At 49.0% G+C, this 23,534-nt stretch carries 19 protein-coding genes; 5 read left to right on the top strand and 14 right to left on the bottom strand.

All coding sequences use genetic code 11. The annotated features are described in order from the left end of the window. Window positions 1-244 precede the first annotated feature (244 nt). The 7 genes from M3661_RS14505 to tdh form a co-directional block, all read right to left on the bottom strand. Complete coding sequence (locus M3661_RS14505; protein WP_021259916.1) at window positions 245-1,210, bottom strand: ABC transporter ATP-binding protein; 966 nt, start codon at window positions 1,208-1,210, stop codon at window positions 245-247. Further along, on the bottom strand, window positions 1,203-2,186 hold the full coding sequence (locus tag M3661_RS14500; protein WP_251486191.1) for an ABC transporter ATP-binding protein: 984 nt from the start codon (window positions 2,184-2,186) through the stop codon (window positions 1,203-1,205). Before M3661_RS14500 ends, M3661_RS14505 begins: the two co-directional genes overlap by 8 nt. A 14-nt stretch (window positions 2,187-2,200) precedes the next feature. Then, complete coding sequence (gene opp4C / locus M3661_RS14495) at window positions 2,201-3,127, bottom strand: oligopeptide ABC transporter permease (protein ID WP_251486188.1); 927 nt, start codon at window positions 3,125-3,127, stop codon at window positions 2,201-2,203. Between the two features lie 12 nt (window positions 3,128-3,139). Next, complete coding sequence (locus tag M3661_RS14490) at window positions 3,140-4,096, bottom strand: ABC transporter permease (protein WP_044354900.1); 957 nt, start codon at window positions 4,094-4,096, stop codon at window positions 3,140-3,142. Window positions 4,097-4,168: 72 nt separating this feature from the next. Beyond that, complete coding sequence (locus M3661_RS14485) at window positions 4,169-5,908, bottom strand: ABC transporter substrate-binding protein (RefSeq protein ID WP_251486171.1); 1,740 nt, start codon at window positions 5,906-5,908, stop codon at window positions 4,169-4,171. A 676-nt stretch (window positions 5,909-6,584) separates the two neighbouring features. Then, window positions 6,585-7,763, bottom strand: coding sequence for a glycine C-acetyltransferase (locus M3661_RS14480; RefSeq protein ID WP_251486169.1), 1,179 nt, complete (start codon window positions 7,761-7,763; stop codon window positions 6,585-6,587). A gap of 60 nt (window positions 7,764-7,823) precedes the next feature. Next, window positions 7,824-8,882, bottom strand: coding sequence for an L-threonine 3-dehydrogenase (gene tdh / locus M3661_RS14475; protein WP_251486166.1), 1,059 nt, complete (start codon window positions 8,880-8,882; stop codon window positions 7,824-7,826). 159 nt (window positions 8,883-9,041) lie between these two features. Here tdh and M3661_RS14470 point away from each other — a divergent pair, with 159 nt between their 5' ends. Together M3661_RS14470 and M3661_RS14465 are read left to right on the top strand one after the other, a co-directional pair. Next, on the top strand, window positions 9,042-9,608 hold the full coding sequence (locus tag M3661_RS14470) for a helix-turn-helix domain-containing protein (RefSeq protein ID WP_065293604.1): 567 nt from the start codon (window positions 9,042-9,044) through the stop codon (window positions 9,606-9,608). Window positions 9,609-9,734: 126 nt separating this feature from the next. After that, entirely contained in the window at window positions 9,735-10,814 is a 1,080-nt protein-coding gene (locus M3661_RS14465) for a ChbG/HpnK family deacetylase (protein ID WP_065293603.1), read from the top strand. Window positions 10,815-10,884: 70 nt separating this feature from the next. Here the strand turns inward: M3661_RS14465 and M3661_RS30520 are convergent, their stop codons facing one another. The 6 genes from M3661_RS30520 to M3661_RS14435 form a co-directional block, all read right to left on the bottom strand. Further along, a complete protein-coding gene (locus M3661_RS30520) occupies window positions 10,885-13,572 on the bottom strand; it encodes a transglutaminase-like domain-containing protein (protein ID WP_251486163.1) in 2,688 nt (895 codons plus the stop codon). Further along, window positions 13,535-15,046, bottom strand: a complete 1,512-nt coding sequence (locus M3661_RS14455; RefSeq protein WP_065293601.1) for a DUF58 domain-containing protein — start codon at window positions 15,044-15,046, stop codon at window positions 13,535-13,537. Before M3661_RS14455 ends, M3661_RS30520 begins: the two co-directional genes overlap by 38 nt. Then, window positions 15,043-16,236: an AAA family ATPase gene (locus M3661_RS14450; RefSeq protein WP_065293600.1), complete on the bottom strand. Its 1,194-nt coding sequence runs from the start codon at window positions 16,234-16,236 to the stop codon at window positions 15,043-15,045. Before M3661_RS14450 ends, M3661_RS14455 begins: the two co-directional genes overlap by 4 nt. Window positions 16,237-16,485: 249 nt before the next feature. Next, window positions 16,486-17,949, bottom strand: coding sequence for a polysaccharide deacetylase family protein (locus M3661_RS14445; protein WP_251486151.1), 1,464 nt, complete (start codon window positions 17,947-17,949; stop codon window positions 16,486-16,488). A gap of 255 nt (window positions 17,950-18,204) precedes the next feature. Then, window positions 18,205-19,530, bottom strand: a complete 1,326-nt coding sequence (locus tag M3661_RS14440; RefSeq protein ID WP_065293598.1) for an FtsW/RodA/SpoVE family cell cycle protein — start codon at window positions 19,528-19,530, stop codon at window positions 18,205-18,207. A 2-nt stretch (window positions 19,531-19,532) separates the two neighbouring features. Further along, window positions 19,533-19,865 carry a PadR family transcriptional regulator gene (locus M3661_RS14435; protein ID WP_065293597.1) on the bottom strand — a complete coding sequence of 111 codons (333 nt, stop codon included), beginning with the start codon at window positions 19,863-19,865 and terminating at the stop codon, window positions 19,533-19,535. Window positions 19,866-20,118: 253 nt separating this feature from the next. Between M3661_RS14435 and M3661_RS14430 the strand changes: the two genes are divergently transcribed. The 3 genes from M3661_RS14430 (at window position 20,119) to M3661_RS14420 (ending at window position 22,843) form a co-directional block, all read left to right on the top strand. Continuing rightward, on the top strand, window positions 20,119-20,895 hold the full coding sequence (locus M3661_RS14430) for an ABC transporter permease (RefSeq protein WP_021252233.1): 777 nt from the start codon (window positions 20,119-20,121) through the stop codon (window positions 20,893-20,895). Beyond that, window positions 20,892-21,683, top strand: coding sequence for an ABC transporter permease (locus M3661_RS14425; RefSeq protein WP_065293596.1), 792 nt, complete (start codon window positions 20,892-20,894; stop codon window positions 21,681-21,683). The genes M3661_RS14430 and M3661_RS14425 overlap by 4 nt, the downstream gene beginning before the upstream one ends. A 182-nt stretch (window positions 21,684-21,865) precedes the next feature. Further along, a complete protein-coding gene (locus tag M3661_RS14420) occupies window positions 21,866-22,843 on the top strand; it encodes an ABC transporter ATP-binding protein (RefSeq protein WP_251486148.1) in 978 nt (325 codons plus the stop codon). Window positions 22,844-23,050: 207 nt separating this feature from the next. Here M3661_RS14420 and bcp read toward each other — a convergent pair whose 3' ends face one another. Next, a complete protein-coding gene (gene bcp / locus M3661_RS14415) occupies window positions 23,051-23,530 on the bottom strand; it encodes a thioredoxin-dependent thiol peroxidase (RefSeq protein WP_065293594.1) in 480 nt (159 codons plus the stop codon). Window positions 23,531-23,534 lie beyond the last annotated feature (4 nt).

Raw genomic sequence — 23,534 nt, 5'->3', positions numbered from 1 at the left:
GGTAACAGCTGATCCCCCCTAAAAATCGAGGTGTGTATATGCGAAAATCTGTTCATGGTTATTGTGCACTATTGTTGTTTATTTCCCTCTTCATTCCATCATTAAGAACTGTCGGTGTGGTTGTCCCTATCCGTTATATGAAAAATGCCCCGAAGTCGCAATCCGACTGTCGGGACATTCTATTGGATTTGCGTATCAAAACCAGCCGAATTACCCATTACATTACTTCGTGATCAAAATCGGCTTATACGAGGTGGCAGGCCACTTGATGGTCGTTGCCTACATCCCTGAATACCGGAACCTGCTCACGACAAATATCGGTCGCAAACGGACAGCGTGTGTGGAACTTACAGCCAGATGGAGGATTGGCTGGATTCGGAATATCCCCCTGCAGGACGATTCGTTCACGCTTCAGCTTCGGTATCGGAATCGGCACAGCTGATAACAGTGCCTTCGTATACGGATGCAGCGGATTGCGGAACAATTCGTCTCGCGACGCCGTCTCCATCATGGTGCCCAAGTACATAACCCCGATTCGATCACACAGATGCTCCACGACGCTTAGGTCGTGGGAGATAAACAAATACGTCAAGCCGCGTGTCTTCTGCAGCTTGCGGAATAAGTTAATAATCTGTGCCTGAATCGATACATCGAGCGCTGAGACTGGCTCGTCCGCAATAATGAGATCCGGGTCTAGGATAAGCGCTCTGGCAATTCCGATGCGCTGACGTTGACCACCTGAGAACTCATGTGGAAAGCGATCATACTGATAGGCCGATAGACCGCATGCTTCCATAACCTCAAGCACTCGATCCCGAACTTCTTCCTTCGTGGTCATCCCATGGTTAAGCAGCGCCTCGCCAATGGCATCGCCGACGCGAACACGAGGGTTCAAAGAACTGTACGGATCTTGGAAGATGAGCTGCATCTTCGGTCTAAGCTTGCGTAGCTCCTTCTCCTGCATGCCATAGATATCAATCCCCTGAAACTTCACTTCGCCTTCTGTCTTCTCCAACAAACGAATAATGGTACGCCCTACCGTACTCTTCCCGCTGCCGGATTCGCCAACCAAGCCGAACGTCTCCCCCCGCTTGATGGTGAAGCTGATATCATCTACCGCCTTCACATGGCCAACGGTTCGATTGAATATGCCTGAGGTGATCGGGAAGTATTTTTTCAAATGTTTCACTTCGAGCAATGTCTCAGCCATGTTGAATTCCCTCCTCATACAGCCAGCAAGCAACCCGATGCCGTTCAGCTGTATCCTTCAGCTGTGGCTGCTTCGTTGTGCACACGGACATGCAGCGGTCACAGCGATCATGGAAATAGCAGGACTCAGTCAAAGACAATGGGTTAGGTACCTGTCCCGGAATCGAATACAAGTCATCCTGACGCTGGCCGATGACAGGCTTCGAACGAAGTAGACCTTGTGTATAAGGATGCTTCGGATTCTCGAACAGCTCGACAACTTCGCCTTCTTCCACGATCTTGCCGGAGTACATCACGATTACGTAATCAGCAATTTCTGCAACGACACCAAGGTCATGGGTGATGAGTAAAATAGACATGTTCGAATCTTCTTTGATTTGACGCAGCATATCCAGAATTTGCGCTTGAATCGTTACATCAAGTGCCGTCGTCGGTTCATCCGCAATGAGCAGCTTCGGATTACAGGACATCGCGATTGCAATCATAATCCGCTGCAGCATGCCCCCGCTCAACTGATGCGGGTAACTGTCCAAGATCTGTTCTGCACGGGAGATTCCAACCAGCTCTACTAGCTCACGAGCCCGAACCCGCGCATCCTTCTTCGATAGCTTCATATGCACCATGAGAGGCTCCATAATCTGCTTGCCGATCGTAAGCACCGGGTTCAGAGAGGACATTGGCTCCTGGAATATCATCGCAATATCGTTACCACGGATTTGGCGCAGCTCTTCCTTCGGAATGTGGAGCAGATCCTTGCCACCGAACTGGATATTGCCGTTCACCACTTTACCTGCTGGCTCTTCGACGAGCCCCATTATGGACATTGCGGTTACACTTTTGCCGCAGCCTGATTCGCCGACGATGCATACAGTTTCCCCTTCACGAATACGCAGGCTAATATCATTGACTGCCTTAACAGCTCCTGCTTCGGTATAAAAATAAGTACTGAGATGATCAATTTCGATTACATTTTTCATCAACTGTCATTCCCTTACTTCTTCTGTTTAGGATCGAGAACATCTCGCAAACCATCACCAAATACGTTAATAGCGATTACTGTAGTAAAGATAGCAACCCCGGGCGGTATCCATAGCCACGGACGCTTCTCAAAGTCCATAATGCTGTTCGCCGCCTCAATCATATTCCCCCACGTAGGAGTTGGAGGCAGTACCCCCAGACCGAAGAAGCTAAGTGTGGATTCGCTCAATATCGCTCCGCCCGTACTTAAAGTAGCAGCTACGATAATAAGAGGTGCAATATTCGGAATCATATGGTTGAAGAGCTTGCGCTTGTCATCAAGCCCAAGCACAATTGTCGCCTGCATAAATTCTCGTTCGCGAATACTGAGCATCTGGCTTCTCACCAGTCGTGCTAATCCAGGCCAGCCTATAAAGCTGAGTATAATCATGATGAAATACATACGATATTCCGTTGGTACCTTCCACTCGGACATCAAAGCCCCCAGTATGAACAAGATCGGCATGCTCGGAATTGTCAGCAGCAAGTCAGCAATCCGCATAATTACTTGATCGACAACACCACGATAATATGCCGCAACCGCACCGAGAATTGAACCTATAAATACGGAGATAATCATTGATGCAAAGCCTACAGTTAAGGATATGCGCCCGGCTTGCAGCAGCCGTGTCAACACATCTCGTCCGAGCCCGTCTGTACCGAGCCAATGCTTCATCGAAGGTGCTTTGTTCATCATAGCCAGATTGCTCTTGCCATCCGCATATGGTGAGAATAGTGGTCCGATGAAACAAGCCAAGAACATAAATATGAAGAAGAACAAGCCGAATACGGCCAGTTTATTTTTTAATAGTTTGTGAAATGCTTGACGCCATAGAGACGTTCGTGCCGCTACTGGCACCGTCCGCTGAACCTCTGTTACCCCGCCGGTAATGGAAGACATGATGGAACCCCCTTAATGCAATCTGACGCGCGGATCGGCGACTTTATACAATACATCGGAAATAAGTGTGCCAATTATCGTCAAGATAGCAATGAACATCGTAAAGCCCATGAGCAGCGGATAGTCCCTCGTACCGAAGGATTGCATGTACAACTGCCCGATCCCAGGCCAGTTAAAAATTTTCTCGATAATCATCGAACCACCGAACAATCCTGGAAGTTCAAATCCCACCAGGGTGATTGCTGGAAGCATCGCATTGCGAAGCGCATGCCGATACAGCACAACGCGTTCCTTCATCCCCTTTGCTCTAGCTGTCCGGACATAGTCCTGCCGAATAACGTCAATCATGTTGCTGCGGAAATATCGAGTTAATGAACCTACTCCGAGCAATACCATCACTGCTACCGGCATCACCATATGATCCACGACTTCCCATACATGAGCCATCCCTGTAGCATTGCTTCCTGTTGTCATCATTCCGCCAGGAGGCAATATCTTCAGATCAACTGCCAGCAACTTGATCAGATACAATCCGATGAAGAATGATGGAATGGACATCGCAGCAAATAAAAAGACCATTACGGCCGTATCAAAGAAGGAATACTGCTTGTACGCCGATACAACCCCGATAATAACCGCCAATAGCCATGTGAAAAAGGTAGATACAATGGCTAGCAAAAACGAATTCCACACATAATCATTAAACAGCGTCACTACAGGCTTCTGCTGTGCAAGAGAATATCCAAAATTGCCATGGAACGCATTTGTCATCCAGTTCCAATACCGCTCCAGCACCGGTTGGTTCAGCCCATAAATTGCCCTGAGCTCCTCCTTCCGTTCAGGCGACAGCTTCGTATTTCCCGCCAAAAAATCACCTGGCATCATTGCAAACAGCACAAAAATAAATAAGGATGCGGCAGACAAAATGAGGATCATGTACAAAAGTCTTCGCAGTAAAAAGTTACTCATGATTGCACTCCTTTTGGAAGTCATTCGCCCCTGGCTGCGAATGAAGATGCAGGCCAGGGGCTCCAATAATCATTATTTCAATTCCCAGTCAAACACGCTTCCAGCTACGCCAGTCAGCGGAGTAACCTTCAAGCCATGGATGCGTCCGTTGTAGGCATATACGGATTTGCGATAGCTTGCGAAGATGTAAGGCATATCATCGTTCAACACTTGGAACAATTCTTTATAGATTTTCTTGCGCTCTTCAATATCCGAGGTTGCCAAGCCCTTCTCGTACAACTCCTTCACCTTCGGGTTGTCATAGCCCTTTACTTCACCGTTCACGAAGCGGCGAACGCCATCCGCAGGATCCACCAGAACTGGCGTTGAGAAGGAAGCAATGTCGTAATCGCCACTGTCTGATTTCGCACCAAGTGCGTTGAAGTCTGCGAACAGCTCTGGCTCAAATTGAACCCCTATCGCTGCGTAATTTTCCTTCGCAATCGTTACGAACAAGTCATTCCCCTTACTCTTGGAACCGATAAAGTGGAGTTTCAACTTTTGCCCGTCCTTCTCGCGAATGCCGTCGCTACCAGGTTTCCAGCCAGCTTCGTCAAGCAATGTTTTTGCTTTTTCCGGATCATAGTTGTATGGGTTAATTCCCTCTTCTGTATATGCCCAAGAAGTTGGTGAACTTGGGATGTTCGCCACTTGCCCTGCGCCTTGGTTCGCATCTACGTAGATGGATTGGCGATCCAGTCCATAAGTCAATGCCTGACGAACGCGCTTGTCTTTGAACGTGGCGTGCTCGTGGTTAAATGCCAAGAAGCTATAGTTGCTGGATATAACCGGAACGAGATTCAAGAAGCCCAAGGATTTCAGCTTCTCAATATTTTCTTGTGTTGCCGTGAAGGAACCGTAATCCTGCTCACCTGTCTCGATGAACTGCCACGTATCGCCCTCCGTTGTTTTGTATATGAAATGCTCAGTCTTTGCCTTGCCCTTATAATAATTTTCGTTAGCGACAAAGCGAACCTCTTGCCCAGGAATAAACTTCTCAAGCTTGTATGGGCCTGTTCCAACCGGATTCGCATGCAAATTTTTGATAAAGTCCTGAGATTGACCAGGTTTGTAATCTTTGCCGTAGTAAGCTTTGGACAACACATCCCCGCCAAGAACCGTCAACGCTTGAGCATTTCCTTTTTCCAACGTGACGGAAATTGTATTGGCGTCGATGACCTTAATACCAGAAATGGAAGTTGCTTTGCCTTCTTTGAATGCCTTTGCCCCTTCAATACCAATGATGGACAGATCCTCCTCACCGGAGTAACCCTTGTCATTGACCAGCGTCCATGTGAACGCAACATCATCGGCTGTAATCGGTGAGCCGTCACTGAACTTCAAGCCTTGGCGCAGATGGAACGTAAATGTTTTTCCATCCTCCGTAATCTCCCATTTCTCGGCCAATCCTGGAATCGGCAGTCCCTTCTCGTCATTCGTAACGAGTGGAGTGTACAGAATGGAGGACACGTTGCCGTCATATCCGCTCTGCTGGAAGTAAGGTGTAAAGGCACCACTCGGATCTACCAACCCGACAATGATCATGTCGGTACGCTTCTTCGCTTGTTCTGGGAGCTTCGACATATCCGAAGCACTAACCGGTTCTGTCAACAAATCTGCAGGAGGTGTCGCGGTCTCTCCCGAACTGGAGTTGTTGGATGACACCTGACTTTGTCCTTGGTCTGCAGGTGCGGCACTGTCATTCGAGCAAGCTGCCAGAAGCAAGCTGCTAGCCAGCGTTAGAGATAAGAGAAGAAGCAAAGTTTTCTTCATGTTGACCCTCCTGAAATGAACAAGTTTATTATCGACTATTCCTATAAGCACAGTAGGAATTTCATAGGCCTAATTATAATCCACTGGTAAATTTATGTACATAGTAAAATTGGTTCAATTTATGATCAATAAGTCGAATTCCCCGAATATTCACTACATATTCCTGTAAACACTTCCGTTTAATCTAAATATCTCTTTATTACACTGATTATCTAACTCGTTAATGAAGAAAAACTATCTGCTCAAAAGCAAAGTTGTACGGCGATGATGTCAGAGCGGTGACGCTTGGGTCATGTGATGGGGTATCGTTCTGTTACCATAGGGATTTTCTATATTTCTGTAAGAAAATTTATAAATATACATTTTAGAGGTATCGCTAACTCTCCGAGGGATTGTCCACCATATAAAGTCAAAAAACACTGTTATTCCACGGTTCATGAACATAAAAGACGACTTTGAAATAGTGACAAAACACCTATTATTCACGTGCATATGTATGTATTTCTATGTATTATACTGCATAGATCCTAAGATTGATAGTTATTTTTTTACATTAGATTCCGGTCATTAGGCTGCGACTAGTCTCAACGGTTCAGCTATATATAGCGCTTACATTTAAAAAATATTCAAAGAAGCTTGCAGATATGCCTAAGCATATCTACAAGCCTCCTCAACCTTACAATATTCCAAATTCAGTGCCAACCTTCTTCAACACATCTCGTGCAAACTTCAAATCATCAGCTGTATGCTGTGCGGTTACAATTAATCGAACCCGGCCACGCTCTAGTGCTACAGTCGGATATACAATTCCTTGCGCACATATCCCTTCTTCCAGCAATCGCTGTGAGAAGGCCATCGTTCGTGCTGGATCACCGACAATAATCGGGATAATCGGCGTCTCGCTCCCTCCGGTATCGAATCCGTCTGCCTGCAAGGAAGCACGGAATGAATTCGCGTTGGCCCACAGCCGCTCCGTCAGCTCCGGTTCACGCTGCAGAACGTCAATGGCTGCCAAGCATGTTGCCGCGACAGAAGGCGGAAGCGCCGTGCTGAACAGGAACGAACGCGCCGTATGGGTTAAATAGTCCTTCAACACTTGGGAGGTGGCTACATATCCCCCAACAGCACCAACCGCCTTGGACAAAGTACCTACTTGAATATGCACCCGGCCATGCAGCCCAAAGTGATCAGTAGATCCCTTGCCGCATTTGCCAAGCACGCCGCTTGCGTGCGCATCATCGACATAGACAAGGGCGTCATACCGTTCAGCCAGCTCTACAATACTCGGCAGCGGGGCAATATCACCATCCATGCTGAATACGCCATCTGTTACCACAATCCGTTGACGATACGAGCCGGATTCCTTGAGTACGTCTTCAAGCTGATCCATATTTTTATGCGCATATATGCGTTTATTGGTTTTCGTAAGGCGGATGCCATCAATAATACTCGCATGATTCAATTCATCACTGATAACCACATCATCCGGACCAAGAATAGAAGATAGCACGCCTTGATTCGTCGTAAAACCAGACTGGAATACAAGCGTGGCCTCCGTCCCCTTGAATTCCGCCAAGCGCTGCTCCAATCGGTCATGAATGTCGAGTGTCCCCGTAATCGTTCGTACCGAGCCTGCCCCTACTCCATAGTCTTCAATCGCCTCAATGGCAGCTTTCTTAAGGGCTGGATGCTTCGTCAATCCCAAATAGTTGTTCGAAGACATTTGCAGCACACGGCGACCATCCTGTAACGTCATCCAAGAATCGGAGCCCCCCTCCCATACAGTGAGCGGCCGATACCGTCCTTCCGCCTTCAGGCTCTTCAGTTGACCCTCGATTACTTCAAATCCTGCCATTAGTCCAACCTCCCGAATTAGATTACATGTTGAATCATCTGAATCCTTCACCTAAGGAACCTATATTGCTCGGTTAAGGTCATGCGAGAATACAATTTTCCCACATTTCCCAGACGCCATTAGCTCAAATGCTTCTTCATACTGATCCAGTCGGAAATGATGCGTAACGAGCGGCTCTAAATTCAAGCGGCCGCGATTGAGCAGACCCTTGATCTGATACCAAGTATCGAACATGCGCCGTCCTGTAATCCCTTCAATATGCAGACCTTTGAAAATAATATCCCTTGCCAAGTCGAATGGCACTTCCTCTGTCGGAATGCCAAGCAGAGATACGCGAGCAGCTTGTGCAGCCGCTTTCAAAGCATCGCGGATCGCCCCAGGATGACCGGACATTTCCAGCACGACCTCTGCGCCCTCACCGCCAGTATGCTGCATTAAAGTGTCGACAAGCGGCTCCTCCGCACTATTAATGATGACATCAGCGCCCATTGCTTTGGCCATATCCAATCGGTACGAATTCACATCTACAGCAATTACAGTCCCGCTTCCACAGGCCTTCGCAACCGCGATCGCCATCAGTCCGATCGGTCCAACGCCGATAACCGCTACACTCTTGCCTACGATATCGCCGGACAACGCAGCCTGCACCGCATTGCCGAGTGGATCCTGCAAGCATGCAATATGCGGCGGAAGCTTCGGATCGTTATGGATGACATTGCTGTCTCGAACAACTGCATATTCCGCGAAACAGCCTGGTATCGTTATGCCGAAGCTGCGTGTGTTCGCGCACACATGCGCATTGCCTGTACGACAAGCCTTGCACATCCCACAGACCACATGCCCTTCGCCTGATACATAATCCCCTGGCTTCGCATTCGTCACTTCATTGCCAACGGCAGTAACTACGCCTGCGAATTCATGACCGAACACATTAGGTGTAACAACGGTCCGCGCAGCCCAATCATCCCATTTGTAAATATGAACATCCGTACCGCATATCGAGGATGCCTGCACCCGAATGAGTACGTCATGGGGGCCATAGGCAGGTATAGGCACCTCTTGTAATACTGCTCCAGGCTTGCGCTCTGCCTTCACTAATCCGATCATCGTTTGGGTCATAAACTGATTGCCCCTTCCTCGATTTTTTCTTACAATAGAAGCAGTAAATATTTCTAACATTTTCCTGTATAATATATTATACGTTTGTGCGTTATATTGTACATGGTGATTTGTATGATTTTGGAATGGATTGGATAGACAACCAGAGAGGAGTATCCCATGTCAGAACCGATACATAAGAAAATCGGCAAGAATCTACAAGAAATACGTAAATCACGGGGCCTTAGCCTTGATCAAGTATCCGAAATGAGTGGAGTCAGTAAGGGTATGCTGGGGCAAATTGAACGCGGAGAATCGAATCCAACCATTTCTGTTCTATGGAAAATTGTGAATGGACTCCGTATTTCATTTGCAACTTTAATGGAAGAATCAACCCCGAACGTCACCGTTGTGCACATGGACGAAACGACGCCCCTTGTGGAAGAAGAGGGGGATTACCGCGCATATCCAATTTTCCCGTTCGAGCAGGATAAAGGATTTGAAGTATATAGTGTCGTCATCGAGCCGAGCTGCAGCTATACCTCCGAGCCGCATTACGAGGGTGTCGATGAATTCATCATGGTCATGAATGGACAGCTTCAAGTCGGCATTGGCGGGAACACGTATATCCTCGAACCGAATATGGCGCTCCGTTTCACCGCGAACGAAAGTCATACATACACCAATAATACGGATGAAGTGATCCGCTATATCACACTGCTTCATTACCCTACCGTGGGCAAATAATCGAGACGGGCATAGGGTTCTCCTTTTTAATTGTCAGCTAATTTATGGATATGTGGACAATTGCACTTTCCTTTGCACCCGTCTCATCATCTATTAGTACTAAAACAATAGAAGGTGGGATTGTCATTGTCTCGATATTTAATCATTAATGCTGACGACCTCGGTCTATCGAACAGCGTGAATCGCGGTATCTTGGAAGCTCACCGGCTTGGAACAGTCAGCAGTGCGTCCTTAATGATCAACACCCCTGGCTTCCTCGATGCTGTGTCCATTGCTCGATCTACCCCCTCCCTGGGAGTGGGACTGCACTGCAATTTAACCTATGGCTCGCCTGTTACCGATCCAACTCTTATCCCTTCTCTCGTACGAGAGGACGGCTCCTTCCACGGCATGCTGGATGATTGGACAGAGCAAGATATCTCACTTGAACTCGACAACCAGTATCAGCGCATGGTGCAGCATGGTCTTCATCCTACCCATATTGATTCGCACCACCATATCCATTTCTACAGTCAAGGCGTATACGCATGGGTCAAACGCCTGGCTCAACAGGAACAGCTTCCTGTGCGTGTGCACCCTAGTAGGCCGGATCCCGAACTTCCATGGGTTGCTGACACGCTAATGATGCACACATTTAGCAAAGACACAGGTGTATCCCTGCTCTTGAAGCTGGTGAACAATGCCCCGCAAGGAATCACGGAGATTCTATGCCACCCTGGATATGTGGATGACGATGTTAGGCGCTTATCGACGTGGACGACAGCGAGAGAAGAGGAATTGCAGGTCTTCCTCGATCCCCAAATTGCTGCCCACCTTGCGAGCCTGCACAAGCGCGGTGTTCTTCACTTGGTCCATTATGGACAGCTGCCAACCATTCGCACACATGGCGATCTTCGATATTGGACTGATGCATCTATGTCTATCCCTGCTGCTAAGGAGAGCGCTGCTCCAGTTCACTACCCACGTAAACGCAGAACCGCTTCCTCCACTTCCATACGGACTCGCAAATACGGTAAAAAAAGAAAACGTAGAACCGCGCGTTCCGGTGCCAGACTTACTCGACGCAGCAGTAGACGTATCAATAAGCGCATCAATAGACGTCTCCGCAAACGTCCGCTAAGAGGAGGCGTGCTTGCCAAGAAGCGTGTACGAAGCAAAACATCTTGGCAAAATCGTCGAATCTCCAAGAGAAAGAAATCTGCGTAATTCCTATCAGGCATAAGTCACTATGATAATCGGCGGAAATAAAAAAATGAATCCTCCTTAATTGGAGGATTCATCGCTTATCTCGATTACAGTCGCGAAGCACTCGTGCACAGCCATCAACAAACTGCTGCTGTACAGCTGCATTCCCTTGCTGCCCCCCGAAGAAAAGCAAATTGCATGCAGTTATAAATTGATCTAGCGGTTCCTTATCACGCTCCAAGTCTTGATGTTCTGTATGGCGTGTCGGATTGCTTGCAGATGGAATACGAGTTCTGGCAGCTTGCCCAGCATACTCATTCCATGTCATTCCACATGGCTTAGCACCGTATTTGCGCTCGACAAGCGACCAAGCGATACGCCCCATTTCCTGTACGCGACTCATACGGAAGCTGTGCTGCTGCGCATGCACCAGTCGGCGAAGTTTGCGCTGCATCGCATTGCGCTGCCATGCCCATTTCATAGTGAGCAATAGAAACACGATAAAGATCACGCCGCCAAATAGGAGAACCGGCATCTGTGTAACCGCCTTGCGGACAAGGGATAGCAACGCTGTACCAATCCCACTGCGGGAAGCCTCGCTTGTCCATTCCTCGGGAACACGCTGAAGCGCATGCCATTCCTGCTCAATATGGGCACGAGTGGCCTGTACTCCAGTGTCCCACCATTGTGCGATCTTGTTGCCGAACTGACGAACCGCCCCCCAACCCTCTCCAGTCTTCTCGGCTGCTGCATCGTTCAACATCGCGACAACCTCTGGTGGCGTACGGTACCCGGCTTGTTCTGATGCAGCGGTAGATAATCCGCTCGTACCTTCGCTTATGGGAGTAGAAGCCGTAATGACGTCAGGATTCGAAGCAGCCACAGAGCCTCCTGGTACGCCTATAGGCGGAGTCGCTTCAAACGGCACCCATCCTATGGAGGCGAAATACACCTCAACCCAGGAATGAGCATCCGTCCCTCGAATTGTGTAATGTCCAGGCGAATCAGCTTCTCCCGGAGCGAACCCCTTCACCCAGCGGGCTGGAATGCCCTGAGTGCGAAGCAGCACGGTCATTGATGTCGAGAAATGATTGCAATACCCCTGCCTCGAGTCAAACAGAAAATAATCGACAAAATCCCTTCCGGCTGGCGGGACGATTGCATCCGACTTGGTATACATGTATTCCTGCTGCAAAAACTGCTGCACCCTCCGAACCTTGTCATACTGGCTGTCTGCCCCCGCTGTAATGCGTTTACCTAGCTCACGAACGCGATTCGGAAGCGCCTCTGGCAGCTGCAATCCGGTCGCGCGTATATCATCCGACCACACCTTCTCCGGTGCTGATTGAAGCAGTTCTGTCTGAAAACGAAACACCCTTGTCTCATACTGATAGGTTAATGGAATCCCCGTCGTATCCGATATTCCGATGTCAGCTCCGTACCGTTCGGATAGGGAATTATAGCGAACGAAATGCTGTGATGGAACTTCATTTCCAGCCTCTTCTGCATTAGGAAGCCAAGAGGTTATCCGCTCTGGCACCCCTCCGAACAGCAAGGGATACTTCGGCTTGAACCCCTTCCATATAATCGTCTGTTGAAAAGGTTCCGACCACCCTTCATGCCCCCCCGTTTGGTCTAATTGCAAAGAGCTTGACAGTTCAATTTTCTCTTCTCCCTTTTGCGGGCTCGTCCAGCCCCTCCCCGTATAGATGGATTTGCTCTCTCCCCGCCAATACGTAGGCTCAGGAGATATCGCGGTGAACCATTCCTCATTATTGTCACGCAATGGACGTCCCAGCTCAGAGTCGTCTGTGCTATAGCCTGTTACCATCATCGATGTACGGACTTGATCCTGCCCCTCTACAGCCGATCCGTTATTCCCATCTTTTCTTCCCCTGCCTCGTTCCGCCAAATCATTTGGTTGTAATGACTGCGTCAATGCTTCGAACGATTTCAGCGGCATTGGCTTCGGCCATGCATACACCTGCTTGATTCCTTCAGCAATCCCAACCACGGCTAAGGACAGCAGCAAGGCGCACAACAACCAGCTAAATGGCCAATGTCCAATGCGTGAGCGTTCTGTATCAGAGTCCAACTGTTCATCCAAATACAGCCACGCTGACAAGAGCAATCCCCAGCCAACCGTTCGCGCGACCGATCCCGTTATTTCGATACCGAATCCCAATTCGAATCCAAATAAATAAACAATTGTTGACACCGTAAAAAAGAGCACCGTCCTGCGGCTTAACATAAGCGATTGAATCGATGACGCCAGCATCGCCCAACCGATGAGAAGAAGCAGTGTCCGCAATTCACCACTTGTGTTCAACCAATGGCCATCCATCCAGCCATTGATATCTGTGCGCAGTGCGGTACCGATTCTGCCTAAGCCTGCTAACAAAGAACGGACAAACCCTTCACCCATTAGCCAGGAGTCTGACGCATGGGGAAGTACTCGAACGGAGCCGAACATCCAAGCGGTCGTTCCAATCGCCACCATCCCATACAGAACCACAGACAGTGCAGTATGGTGAACAATTAAGCCAAGAAGCAAATATATCGCCACCGCAACGAGAAATGGGCGAACATCGCTCAAGTCAATATTGCGTCCCACCTCTTGCAGGGGATAGAACCACTCTGCGAACAAGGCGAAAAGCAGTACAGTAAATCCAGCAGCCTTCCAACGCATCAACCAGGTAAGCTTGCTGCTTGGAGCCGCAGATGTATGCAGCGGTTGCGATTTACCCTTGTGCTGTCGTCCAACTGTCGGTAGATACACGATACTCACCTCGGTTCTCACTATCGTTCATTCGCTCACTGCTTCTCACTCCGACTCGCTCACTTGCTGCCGCCGAGACACTCGCATTCGCTGTGTTCTGGCTGCCCACAATTCTAGTCGCTGATGGCTCGAATCGTTGGATCTCGTCAGCATTCAGCCATTGATCCACTTGGTGAAGCCCCGTAAAATGCTGTGCAGCCCCCCACTTCTGGGAGTGTCTGTCCCAACTTACAACGGCAAGCCTTCTAGGGACTGCTGCATTTGCATGCACCATCGAAGGAGTTCCCTCTTCATAGTTCCAACGGTGTTCTTCACGCTTGCCCAGCTGCTCGGCAGCGAGTGCGATAATAGCATTCCGAGCACCATGCACACTAGCTCCATCACTGATCCAGAATAAGCGAACGGTATGTCCCGCTTCCATCTTCTGTCTTACAAGGGCTGCTGCCGCTGAAACCGTTGCTTCCATTTGTTGCAGCAGCTTCGTTTCCTTTTGCAAGTCACCCATATTTGCCTTCGCGCTCGATTTCTTATTCGCAGTCGTTTTGATATTTGTACTTTTGTTTGTGTTTTTATTTATGTTCGTATTTGTTTTTGAGTTCATGTTCGTCGTATGCTGAGTCAGCTCATTCCGCCACCCTGTATCATCCACTGCAATATCCCATTGTTCGAGTTGTCCCGCTTCAGGAACACGAACTGCAAGCAATCGGCGCTTCGCATACATTCTCCAGTCAATAGATCTCCATTGATCCCCGGCACGGTACGTTCGAAGCTCAGCACTTTGCATCCCACTCGTCACTGCTGTGCACGGCTCGCCCCCTTCTCCATATAAGGATGGGGAGAACAGCGCTGACTCTTGTTGCCGCTCAGCCGTTCCATAAATGCTTGTGTTCTCAGGGCTTCCCAAGCTTTCCGTAATTTCCATTGCATATTGCTCATTAGCCGACCCATTTCCTGTGCTGAGATCAGGTGCCATAATACATACAGGCGCATTCTCTTCGCTCGGACGGATGATTGCATTGTGCTTGAACCAACCGAATACATCCCCATACTGAAGCTCAATGCGGGTAAGCTCATATACACCTCGCGGAGCCCCTGCAAAGGATGAGGTAAAAGTAAGAGATTGGCGGCGGCGAGGAAATAGAAGTCGTCGACACATCCACGCCCCTCCTGCCCCTCCTGTACGAGTCCAGAACTCTGTCACTCGCAGCCACAATACGGGAAACGGACGCTTCATTGTCATGGTGACGAGAAATACCATGTTCCTGTTCTCATTGCGCTGCGGAATAATCGGTTGGTGTACAGTCTGCACCGAGCGCAGCCTGCTTCCTATCCAATAAGAACGGGCGCTGCTAACCAACATGACACCCAATATGGCTGCCAGGAAGCAGACTGCAGCACTTTCCCGTTGAAACCCGATCCACGCCAGCGCCAAGCAGCCGATAGCTGTGAATAGATGTCTTAGCGCTTGCTTCATTGATAATCTCCTCCGAACCATATGCGCTTCCCTGCTTGGCGTGAGTTCGTCTGCTCTCCTTGAACAGATGGGAACTGCACATCCCTTGCATGTGTACGATAAGTGGAAGCTTGTCTAGTCCTTCCAGCCAGACTCGTAGAGGCTGACGAACCACCTCCGCTCGTCCCCTTCTTGCCTGCAGAACCTGATGGGAATCCGGGTACAGCTGTGTGACCCAGCACCTCCAGCACAATCTCCTCAGCCACAATGCCTGCTCGTACGGCATGGTTGTGGAGCTGTAGCCGATGCGCCAGTACATAGACTGCAACAGCCTTCACATCGTCTGGCACGGCATAAGTTCGTCCCTCTACCCAAGCATGTGCCTGTGCTGAGCGCATCAACGCAAGCGTTCCCCGGGGACTGACCCCGAGCGCTACCGATTCATGAGTACGAGTCGCTAGCGCCAGATCCGCCATATAGCGGCACAGTGCTTCATCTACATGCACCATATGCACGCGTCTCACGAGTAAGCGCCATTCCTCTGGAGTCCATAGCGGCTTAACACGCATCAATGGATGCTCTTCTCGCTGGCGGAGCAGCATATCTGCCTCATGTTCAGCATGCGGATATCCAATTGACAATCGCATCATGAAGCGATCTGCTTCCGCTTCCGGCATCCGATACGTCCCTTCGAAATACTGTGGATTCTGAGTACCGATCAGCATAAATGGATCCGGAAGCGGACGCGTCATGCCGTCCACGGTCACCATCCGCTCCTCCATCGCTTCAAGCAGAGCTGACTGCGTCCTAGCAGGGGCTCGGTTCAACTCATCAGCGAGCACTACATTCGCCTGGAGTGCTCCTTCGCTGTAGCGCAGCTCACCGCTGCTTGGCTCCCAAACCATACTGCCCGTAATATCAGCAGGCATCATATCGGGCGTCATCTGAATGCGACGGAAGGATCCACCTGTCACTCGCGCCATGGCACGTGCCAGTACCGTCTTCCCAACCCCAGGCACATCCTCAAGTAGAATATGTCCCCCGCTTATCATCGCAAGCCCCGCCATCGTAATCACTTCTCTCTTGCCCACAATGACCTGCTCCATACGTTCCAGATAAGCAATCCAGCCCCGCTGCGCGAACTCGGCCAGCCACACATCTGTATCCCGCTGGGGACGCTGTCCACCACTAACACTCCATTCATTCGTCATGCGATTCCCTCCCTATCAACTCTGAACGGTGTATATCATTTTTAACTTTCTTTTCTTTGCAATTCATAGACAACAACATGACAAAAAAAAGCCCGGAACGATTCCCGCGTGCCTCTGCACGTCCTGTAATCGTCCCGGGCCGTTCTATATACCAGTGTCGCCCAAGCTATTTGTTTTCAAACCTATCAATTTTGCATTCTCTTATCCATAGCAGGTACATTTTCATCATACATCTACTCTTTACTCCATCTACTCTTGCTTCTCTATTGGTTTAAGCGGGGACAGCATATAACTAGTCATCTTTACACCGAATGCATCCAACACTTGCCGTAATGGTACCCATGTTACATACTTCTCGGTCACAATACGAAGAGGCTGCACCTTCACCTCACCGTCCTCTCCTGATTGACCAATCAACTCCATCTTGCCCGCTCGTACATCAATGCCTACCGAACTATTATTCCACTCAATATCTACCCGTTCCAATTCTGTATTCCATTTCACGGTACCGTTCAATCGCTCCACCAGCATACGAAGCGGAACATAGGTAAGATCTTGATAACTCATGAACTGATCCGGCGCAAATTCAAGTTCGCCTTGCTCCGTCGCAATCGTCAGTTGTCTGTCCAGCTTCACTGGTTCAGCAGGCTTCTGATTCGTCTTCGGATCCGTTGCGCCGCCTGCGGTAGTGTCTGGCTTTTGACCCGGCTTCTGTGCCTTATCATTGCTCACTGTTTGAATCGGCTTCACGTTGGCCTCGATCCACGCTTTACTTACAGATGTTCTCGACCAGCGCTGCTTGGCAGCCAGCTTGAACTGCACAGGTTTCACATAAGAAGAGAGCACATCAAAGGTATACCCCTTCGTTTTGTAATAGCGAATAATTTCCGGCAGTGCCTTCACGGTCTCGCCATGCCCCACCCCATCGTGCATAAGCACGACGGTTGACGGAAGCAGAGCACCGTCTTTGACGCCTTGAACAATCTCCTTCGCAGGAACACCGCGCCGCTTCGAATCGTTGCTGTCTACATGCCAGTCATAGACGAGATAGCCTGCTTGATTCATCAAATCAAAATACTGCTTGTCAAAGTTCAAAAATGTACCGCCTGGAGCACGAACAAGTTCTGGCTCATAGCCTACGATCTTCTTAACAGCCTCGCCTGTACGCTTAATTTGACTCCAGAATTTACGGAAATCACTGTATAGCTCTGAATAATCATGATTATAACTATGATTGCCTAATGCATGGCCTTCATTTACAATTCGCTCCACTAGCTTAGGGTTCCGTTCTGCTTGCTGACCTAATACGAAGAACGTGCCCTTCACTTTCTCCTGCTGCAAAATATCGAGTACTTCTTTCGTATGTACACTTGGTCCGTCGTCGAATGTCAGATACACGACCTTGTCCGGCTTATTGGCAGGGACTTCAGACTTGCTCTTACTGCTTACTAGAACCGGTGCAGCCGCAGGCTCAACACCAACCTGTTGCCCTGCAATCTGTGAAGAAACAGCCGCTGACAACACAGAAGTCTGATCTCCGACCCCCACCAGTGTATGTGAACTAGATTCATGCCTATCCACCACATGCCCTGACGAAGCATAAGCTATATGCTTCGTTGGTGGCTGTCCGTCTACGAACGTCAACGTTCCAATCAGAACAAGCAAGGCGCACAGCGCCGTTATCATTACCGATTTCAACTTGCCATTCATCATTATCATCGTCTCCTTCTTCCCTTTCGTAGTGCAGTCATCGTGAACTTGTCCTTGTTTCTATTACCCTATTGCTAGATTATATGGCGGAAATAAAAAAAGATGACACCGAATGGGTGCCACCTTCATTTCATTGCGGCTACTCCTTGATCATACGATTTCACTAGTCGAATAACAACATTTTCCTATTCAAAAAAAGGGGACATCGATTGGATGTCACCTTTTCCTCGTTGCTGCTACTACGAGCATATGTGTAGATCACCGATTCATAACCGGTATCATATCTTTATTCCAATGTGCGCTTGAGTACAATCCTAGCAGCATCATCCACAATACAATCTCACTCCCGCCTGAACCAAGCATTGGGAACCCTGCTCCGTTGATAGGGATAATGCCAATAATCCCTCCTATGTATAACAAGCAGTGCACAGCCATCATGCTGCTGATCAGAATTCCAAGACCTTTGGCATAAGGATCGCGAAATAGCAAAGCTTGCCTGAACATGGTCGTGATTATAATAGTGAGAGCTATCAGCATAATTAGACCGCCTACCCAACCGAACATATGAATGATCGCAATGCTTAAGTTATCGCTAGTCACATAAGGTAGGGATGCAAGCTCTCCTATACCATGGCCGAACCAGCCTGCTCCGCGAAGAATTTGCTGGGTGATGTTATGGAGGTATGAAATGTCTGCAGAACCGTTCAGCGTATGGAGCCAATTTTCAATTCTTATATTCACTAGAAGGCGCAACCTCTCTATGAATCCGTAACATAGTCCTCCTGCAATTACAATCCCACAAGCAGCCCACTTAAAATGTCCCCACTTCCATCCTGCTAACTTACCAACGACCAGCACCCCGCATAGAAAGGTACATAACTGCAATAGCCGGCCATCTGCAAGATAGATAATAATAGGCGGAGATAATAAGGCGAGAAGTAGTGTCGTACGATGCATCTTAACGAATTTATTGCTCGTTATCGAATACAGCGCGATCAGAACCAAAAAAGGACTAATATATAACATATTAATCGAGATAGTCCCAATTGACAGAAAGGATTGTCCGTTTATACTCAAAGATGAATAAATTGTAAGGATGCTAAGCAGCAGAGTTAAGCTATATAGCCACACTGCTCCTTTTTGCAATTTCTGATAACCTACCCAAAATGCAAACAGAAAAGCCACCACCCCCGGTACTAGACGCCATGCATAGCCCTCGGCAGATAAGCGATAAAGATCTTGAGGATTCCCAGCTTGCACGGCAAACAAGCCAACTACACAAATAGCAATCCACACGAATACGGATATCCATAGCTTCCAAGGCGCCTTAGGACGATGCACCTGATTGAACTGCGCTGCCATAACGGAAGGCCCCCCCATGTTGCGCACTGCCTGCTGTGCAGCCGCTGATTCATCCATACCATGATCCATCCCATACTCGATCTCATTCAATAGATGATCCAGCAATTCTGCTCGAATCTCACCGTGCATCTGCTTGGCCTTCACGTGAGCCAGAACATCACCTACAAATTGTTCAAGGTTAGAGCTGTGCTTCGTGTCTCTTCCTTCCTCACTCCGCGTCATCCCTATACCTCCCCCAGCACCTGATCAAGCGAACGACGGAATAAGCGCCATTCTTGCGTCTTCTCTTGCAGAAGCTTGCGCCCCTGTTCCGTAATTCGGTAGTATTTGCGGGCTCTGCCGTTTGCCTCATTCCAATAAGCTTCCACCTCGCCTTTACTTTCGAGTGCATGAAGAATTGGATACAGCGTCCCTTCCTTTAGAGCGAACAATCCCGAAGACGCGGCTTCCAATCGCTTGGACAACTCGTAGCCATACATTTCTTCCTTCTCCAGCATGGACAAGATAAGCATAGCCGTACTGCCTTTTAATAGTTCCTTGCTAACCTTAGGCTGCATGATATCGATTATCCCTCCCATATCTATGTAATACCTAGATATACTATATATCGTAAATCTAGGTGTTGGCAAGTATAGGAACAAGGACAGGAATATGAGTATTAACTTTCAGCCGTTCCGTGCTGCATCCAAAATAATACTTGCCATCTCAACAACGTATCTGGTACTATATTCCTCGCTCTCTTTTTATTCATTTCACCTAGCATCACTAGTATGGCACGCCGCAATACGTAGAAGATGACGGAGGTGGAGAATGCTCTTTTTTACTTTGGCTCGCAAAAAGTATCTCAGTAATTTGCAATACCGCAGTGCCCATATGGTGCACAACATCGCCAGCTTCATGTTCGGATTTATCTACATTTCGATCTGGACAGGGATTGGCGAAGGAAGGCCGCTTGGCGAGTATGGCTTGAATGGCATCGTAAGCTACGTCGCTTTCAATCAAGCTAGCTTGTGGGTTGCTGCCTTTCTAACGAATGGACTTGGCATCCAGCAGTCCGTCCGAACCGGACAGATCGCCCTTGATCTCGTTCGTCCCGTTCACTTGTTCTATCAGCTGATGAGCAAGGAATGGGGGCAAATCGCCTACCAGTTCGTGTACAAGTTTTTACCGATCTACATTTTATATTTCTTCGTAATGCCGCTTCACGTCCCCTCTACCATTATCACTTACGTGTGGACCGCTGTAGCTTTGACGCTGGCCGCGTACATTTCAATTTGCCTGAACTATCTGATCGGAGCCGCTGCGCTCTGGACAACAGAATCAGTCTGGCTGTACTGGGTCAATTATGCGTTCAGCATGCTGCTGTCGGGCTTTCTCATTCCAATCGAATGGCTGCCATCTTGGCTTGCCGACATTAGTCGTGCCTCATTCTATCCGTTCTTGCATTATGTCCCTACTCGAATCTATCTCGGCATGGAATCCCCGTCCGCGCTGTTAGGTTCGCTGATGTGGTGCATCGTATTCACTGCCGCATGTCTCGCCGTTACCGGGATTATGCGACGCAAGGTGGAGGTGCAGGGCGGATGAAGTGGATTCGTATGTATGTGCTGCTCGTGCGCGCAAGTATTCGCAGCCGCATGCAGTACAAGTTTAATTTCTGGTTCTCTACGCTAATGGCGGCCGTTATCAGTGTCGTCGAATTTCTTATGCTTGCAGTCATTTTGCTGAAGTTCGGCCATATCCAAGGCTGGAGCTTGGCGGAGGCTGGATATTTGTATGCCATCTTATCCTTGTCCAAGGCAATATACCGAATGATTGCTTCGGACGTGCACCACTTGGAGAACTATCTGGTTAACGGAGCTCTTGATAGTCTGCTCCTGCGTCCTGTCCCTGTACTGCTGGCGCTGATGTCACAGAATTTCTCCATTAGGCTCGGAGAGTTCATCCAAGGAACCGCGATATTGACCATCAGCATGAATGTTATGATGCGCAGCGGACAGATTGGATGGACTGCCATACCGCTCACGATATTTGTCATCTTATCGGGTGCCGTCCTGCTGTTTGCCATTGGATTGTTAACCGCATCGGCCGGCTTCTGGGTAACCCGTATCGAGGAATTGCAGAACATTACGGAGGATGCTGCTCGTACGGCAGCGCAATACCCAATGACCATTTATCCGAAATGGATGCAAGGAGTGCTGCTTAGCATCATTCCCGTCGGGTTCGCGAACTATATTCCTTCGCTCTACATCTTGCGTCATCAATCCGGCATATGGCTAATTGGTCTGTCCACCGCGATTACGACCGTCGTGTTCCTGATTGCCCTGCGCGTGTGGAAGATTGGGATTTCCCGTTATCAGAGCACAGGGAGCTAAGCTGACGTCCATATTGAGCACAATGCAGAGCCCGATATGGAACTCGATATGTAGTTCGGTATGAAGTTCGATCAGCAGCTTGATATAAAACTAGCTATAGAGCAGAATGCAATAACGGCAACAATCAACCTGAAAAAGCAACAGGCAACACACGTAACGAACGGAATTAAAGGGGGATACTCGTGATTACCGTAACCGATTTACATAAACGCTTCGTCCGGCCCGCCCCGAAGGAAGGTGCCTTCAAGGGCATTCGCTCCCTAATCTCTCGCGACAAGATTGTGAAGGAAGCTGTTCAGGGCATCAGCTTCACGATCAATAGCGGTGAATTCGTCGGATATATTGGGCCGAATGGCGCAGGCAAGTCTACGACAATTAAGATGCTGTCTGGCATTTTGCATCCGACATCTGGCGACGTGCGGATATTTGGACTAAGTCCTTATAAGGCCCGTCGGCAAGTAACCCGCCGGCTTGGTGTCCTTTTCGGACAGCGCACTCAACTATGGTGGGATCTGCCGACGCGAGATTCCTATGATATTCTGTCCGCGATGTATGGGCTCGATCCTGCAGAGAAGCAGAAGCGCATCAAGCAGCTGACCGAATTGCTTGAGATGGACGAGTTCATGAAAACGCCCGTACGTCAGCTCTCGCTCGGGCAGCGAATGCGCGCCGATATCGCGGCCGCGCTGCTGCATGATCCGGACATTCTGTTTCTCGATGAGCCAACAATTGGCCTCGACGTCATCGCCAAGAAGAATATTCGCCAGTTCCTAAAGACGATTAATCAGGAGCTCGGCAAGACGATCCTGCTGACAACACATGACATGGACGATATCGAGCAGCTGTGCAATCGCGTTATCGTCATTAATCATGGCAAGCTCGGCTTCGACGGCACAATCGACGACCTGCGCAAGCGCATCGGCTTGCCGACTGTCATCTCGGTTACCTATCGAAGCAGCTGCCAAATCCCTGACCAATCTAAAAACGTACCCAGCCCGCTTCGCTTCCGTGAATTGAACGGCCAGACCTTAACCGTGGAATGCAATCGCGAGGAGCTGAGTGCCATGGAAGCACTCCGCATCCTGGGTCAATTCGGTGAAGTGGAAGACGTTCATATGGAAGAGCCGGATTTCGAGGATGTTATCCACCGTGTGTACTAAACTAAGTACATGCCACGATTTGAAAAAGGGCTTCCCCAGAAGTCAATGTTGACATTGGGTACCCCGTATTACTGTGAAGTTGCATGAAAAAAGACGCTTCCGTTCCACTAATCCAGTGGTTTTGGAGGCGTCTTTCCCTTCCTTGCGGGACTGATTCATTGGTGTCTCCCTGATGGGGACAGCCCTTTCTATATAGATGAAGCGACGCTATGCGAGCTCGCGTACCGCTTCCAGCACTTCATTCGTATGTCCCTTCACCTTGACGCTTCGCCATTCCTTGATGAGCTTGCCTTCTTCATCAATGAGGAAGGTCGAGCGAACAATGCCGTAATATTCGCGACCGTACATCTTCTTAAGCTGCCATACTCCGAACAGATCCGCTACTTCATGCTCCGTGTCAGACAGCAGCGTGAATGGCAGGCTGTGCTTCTCAATAAATTTGGTGTGCGACTTGATCGGATCTGGGCTAATGCCAAGCACGACAACGCCATGTTTCTCAAAGTCTCCATGATAATCACGGAAATCACATGACTCCTGTGTACAGCCTGGCGTCATATCCTTCGGATAGAAATAAATCACGACTTTCTTGCCCCGGTAGTCGCTCAGCTTCACGTCCTGTCCGGTAGATGCCGGCAGCGTAAAGTCAGGGATAACTTGTCCAAGTTCAACTTGCGTGGATTGTGTCATTCGT

It is taken from the genome of Paenibacillus sp. MER 180, from assembly GCF_023713665.1.
Lineage (GTDB): Bacteria > Bacillota > Bacilli > Paenibacillales > Paenibacillaceae > Paenibacillus_B > Paenibacillus_B suaedae.
This window is presented reverse-complemented; position numbering and strand designations above follow the sequence as displayed.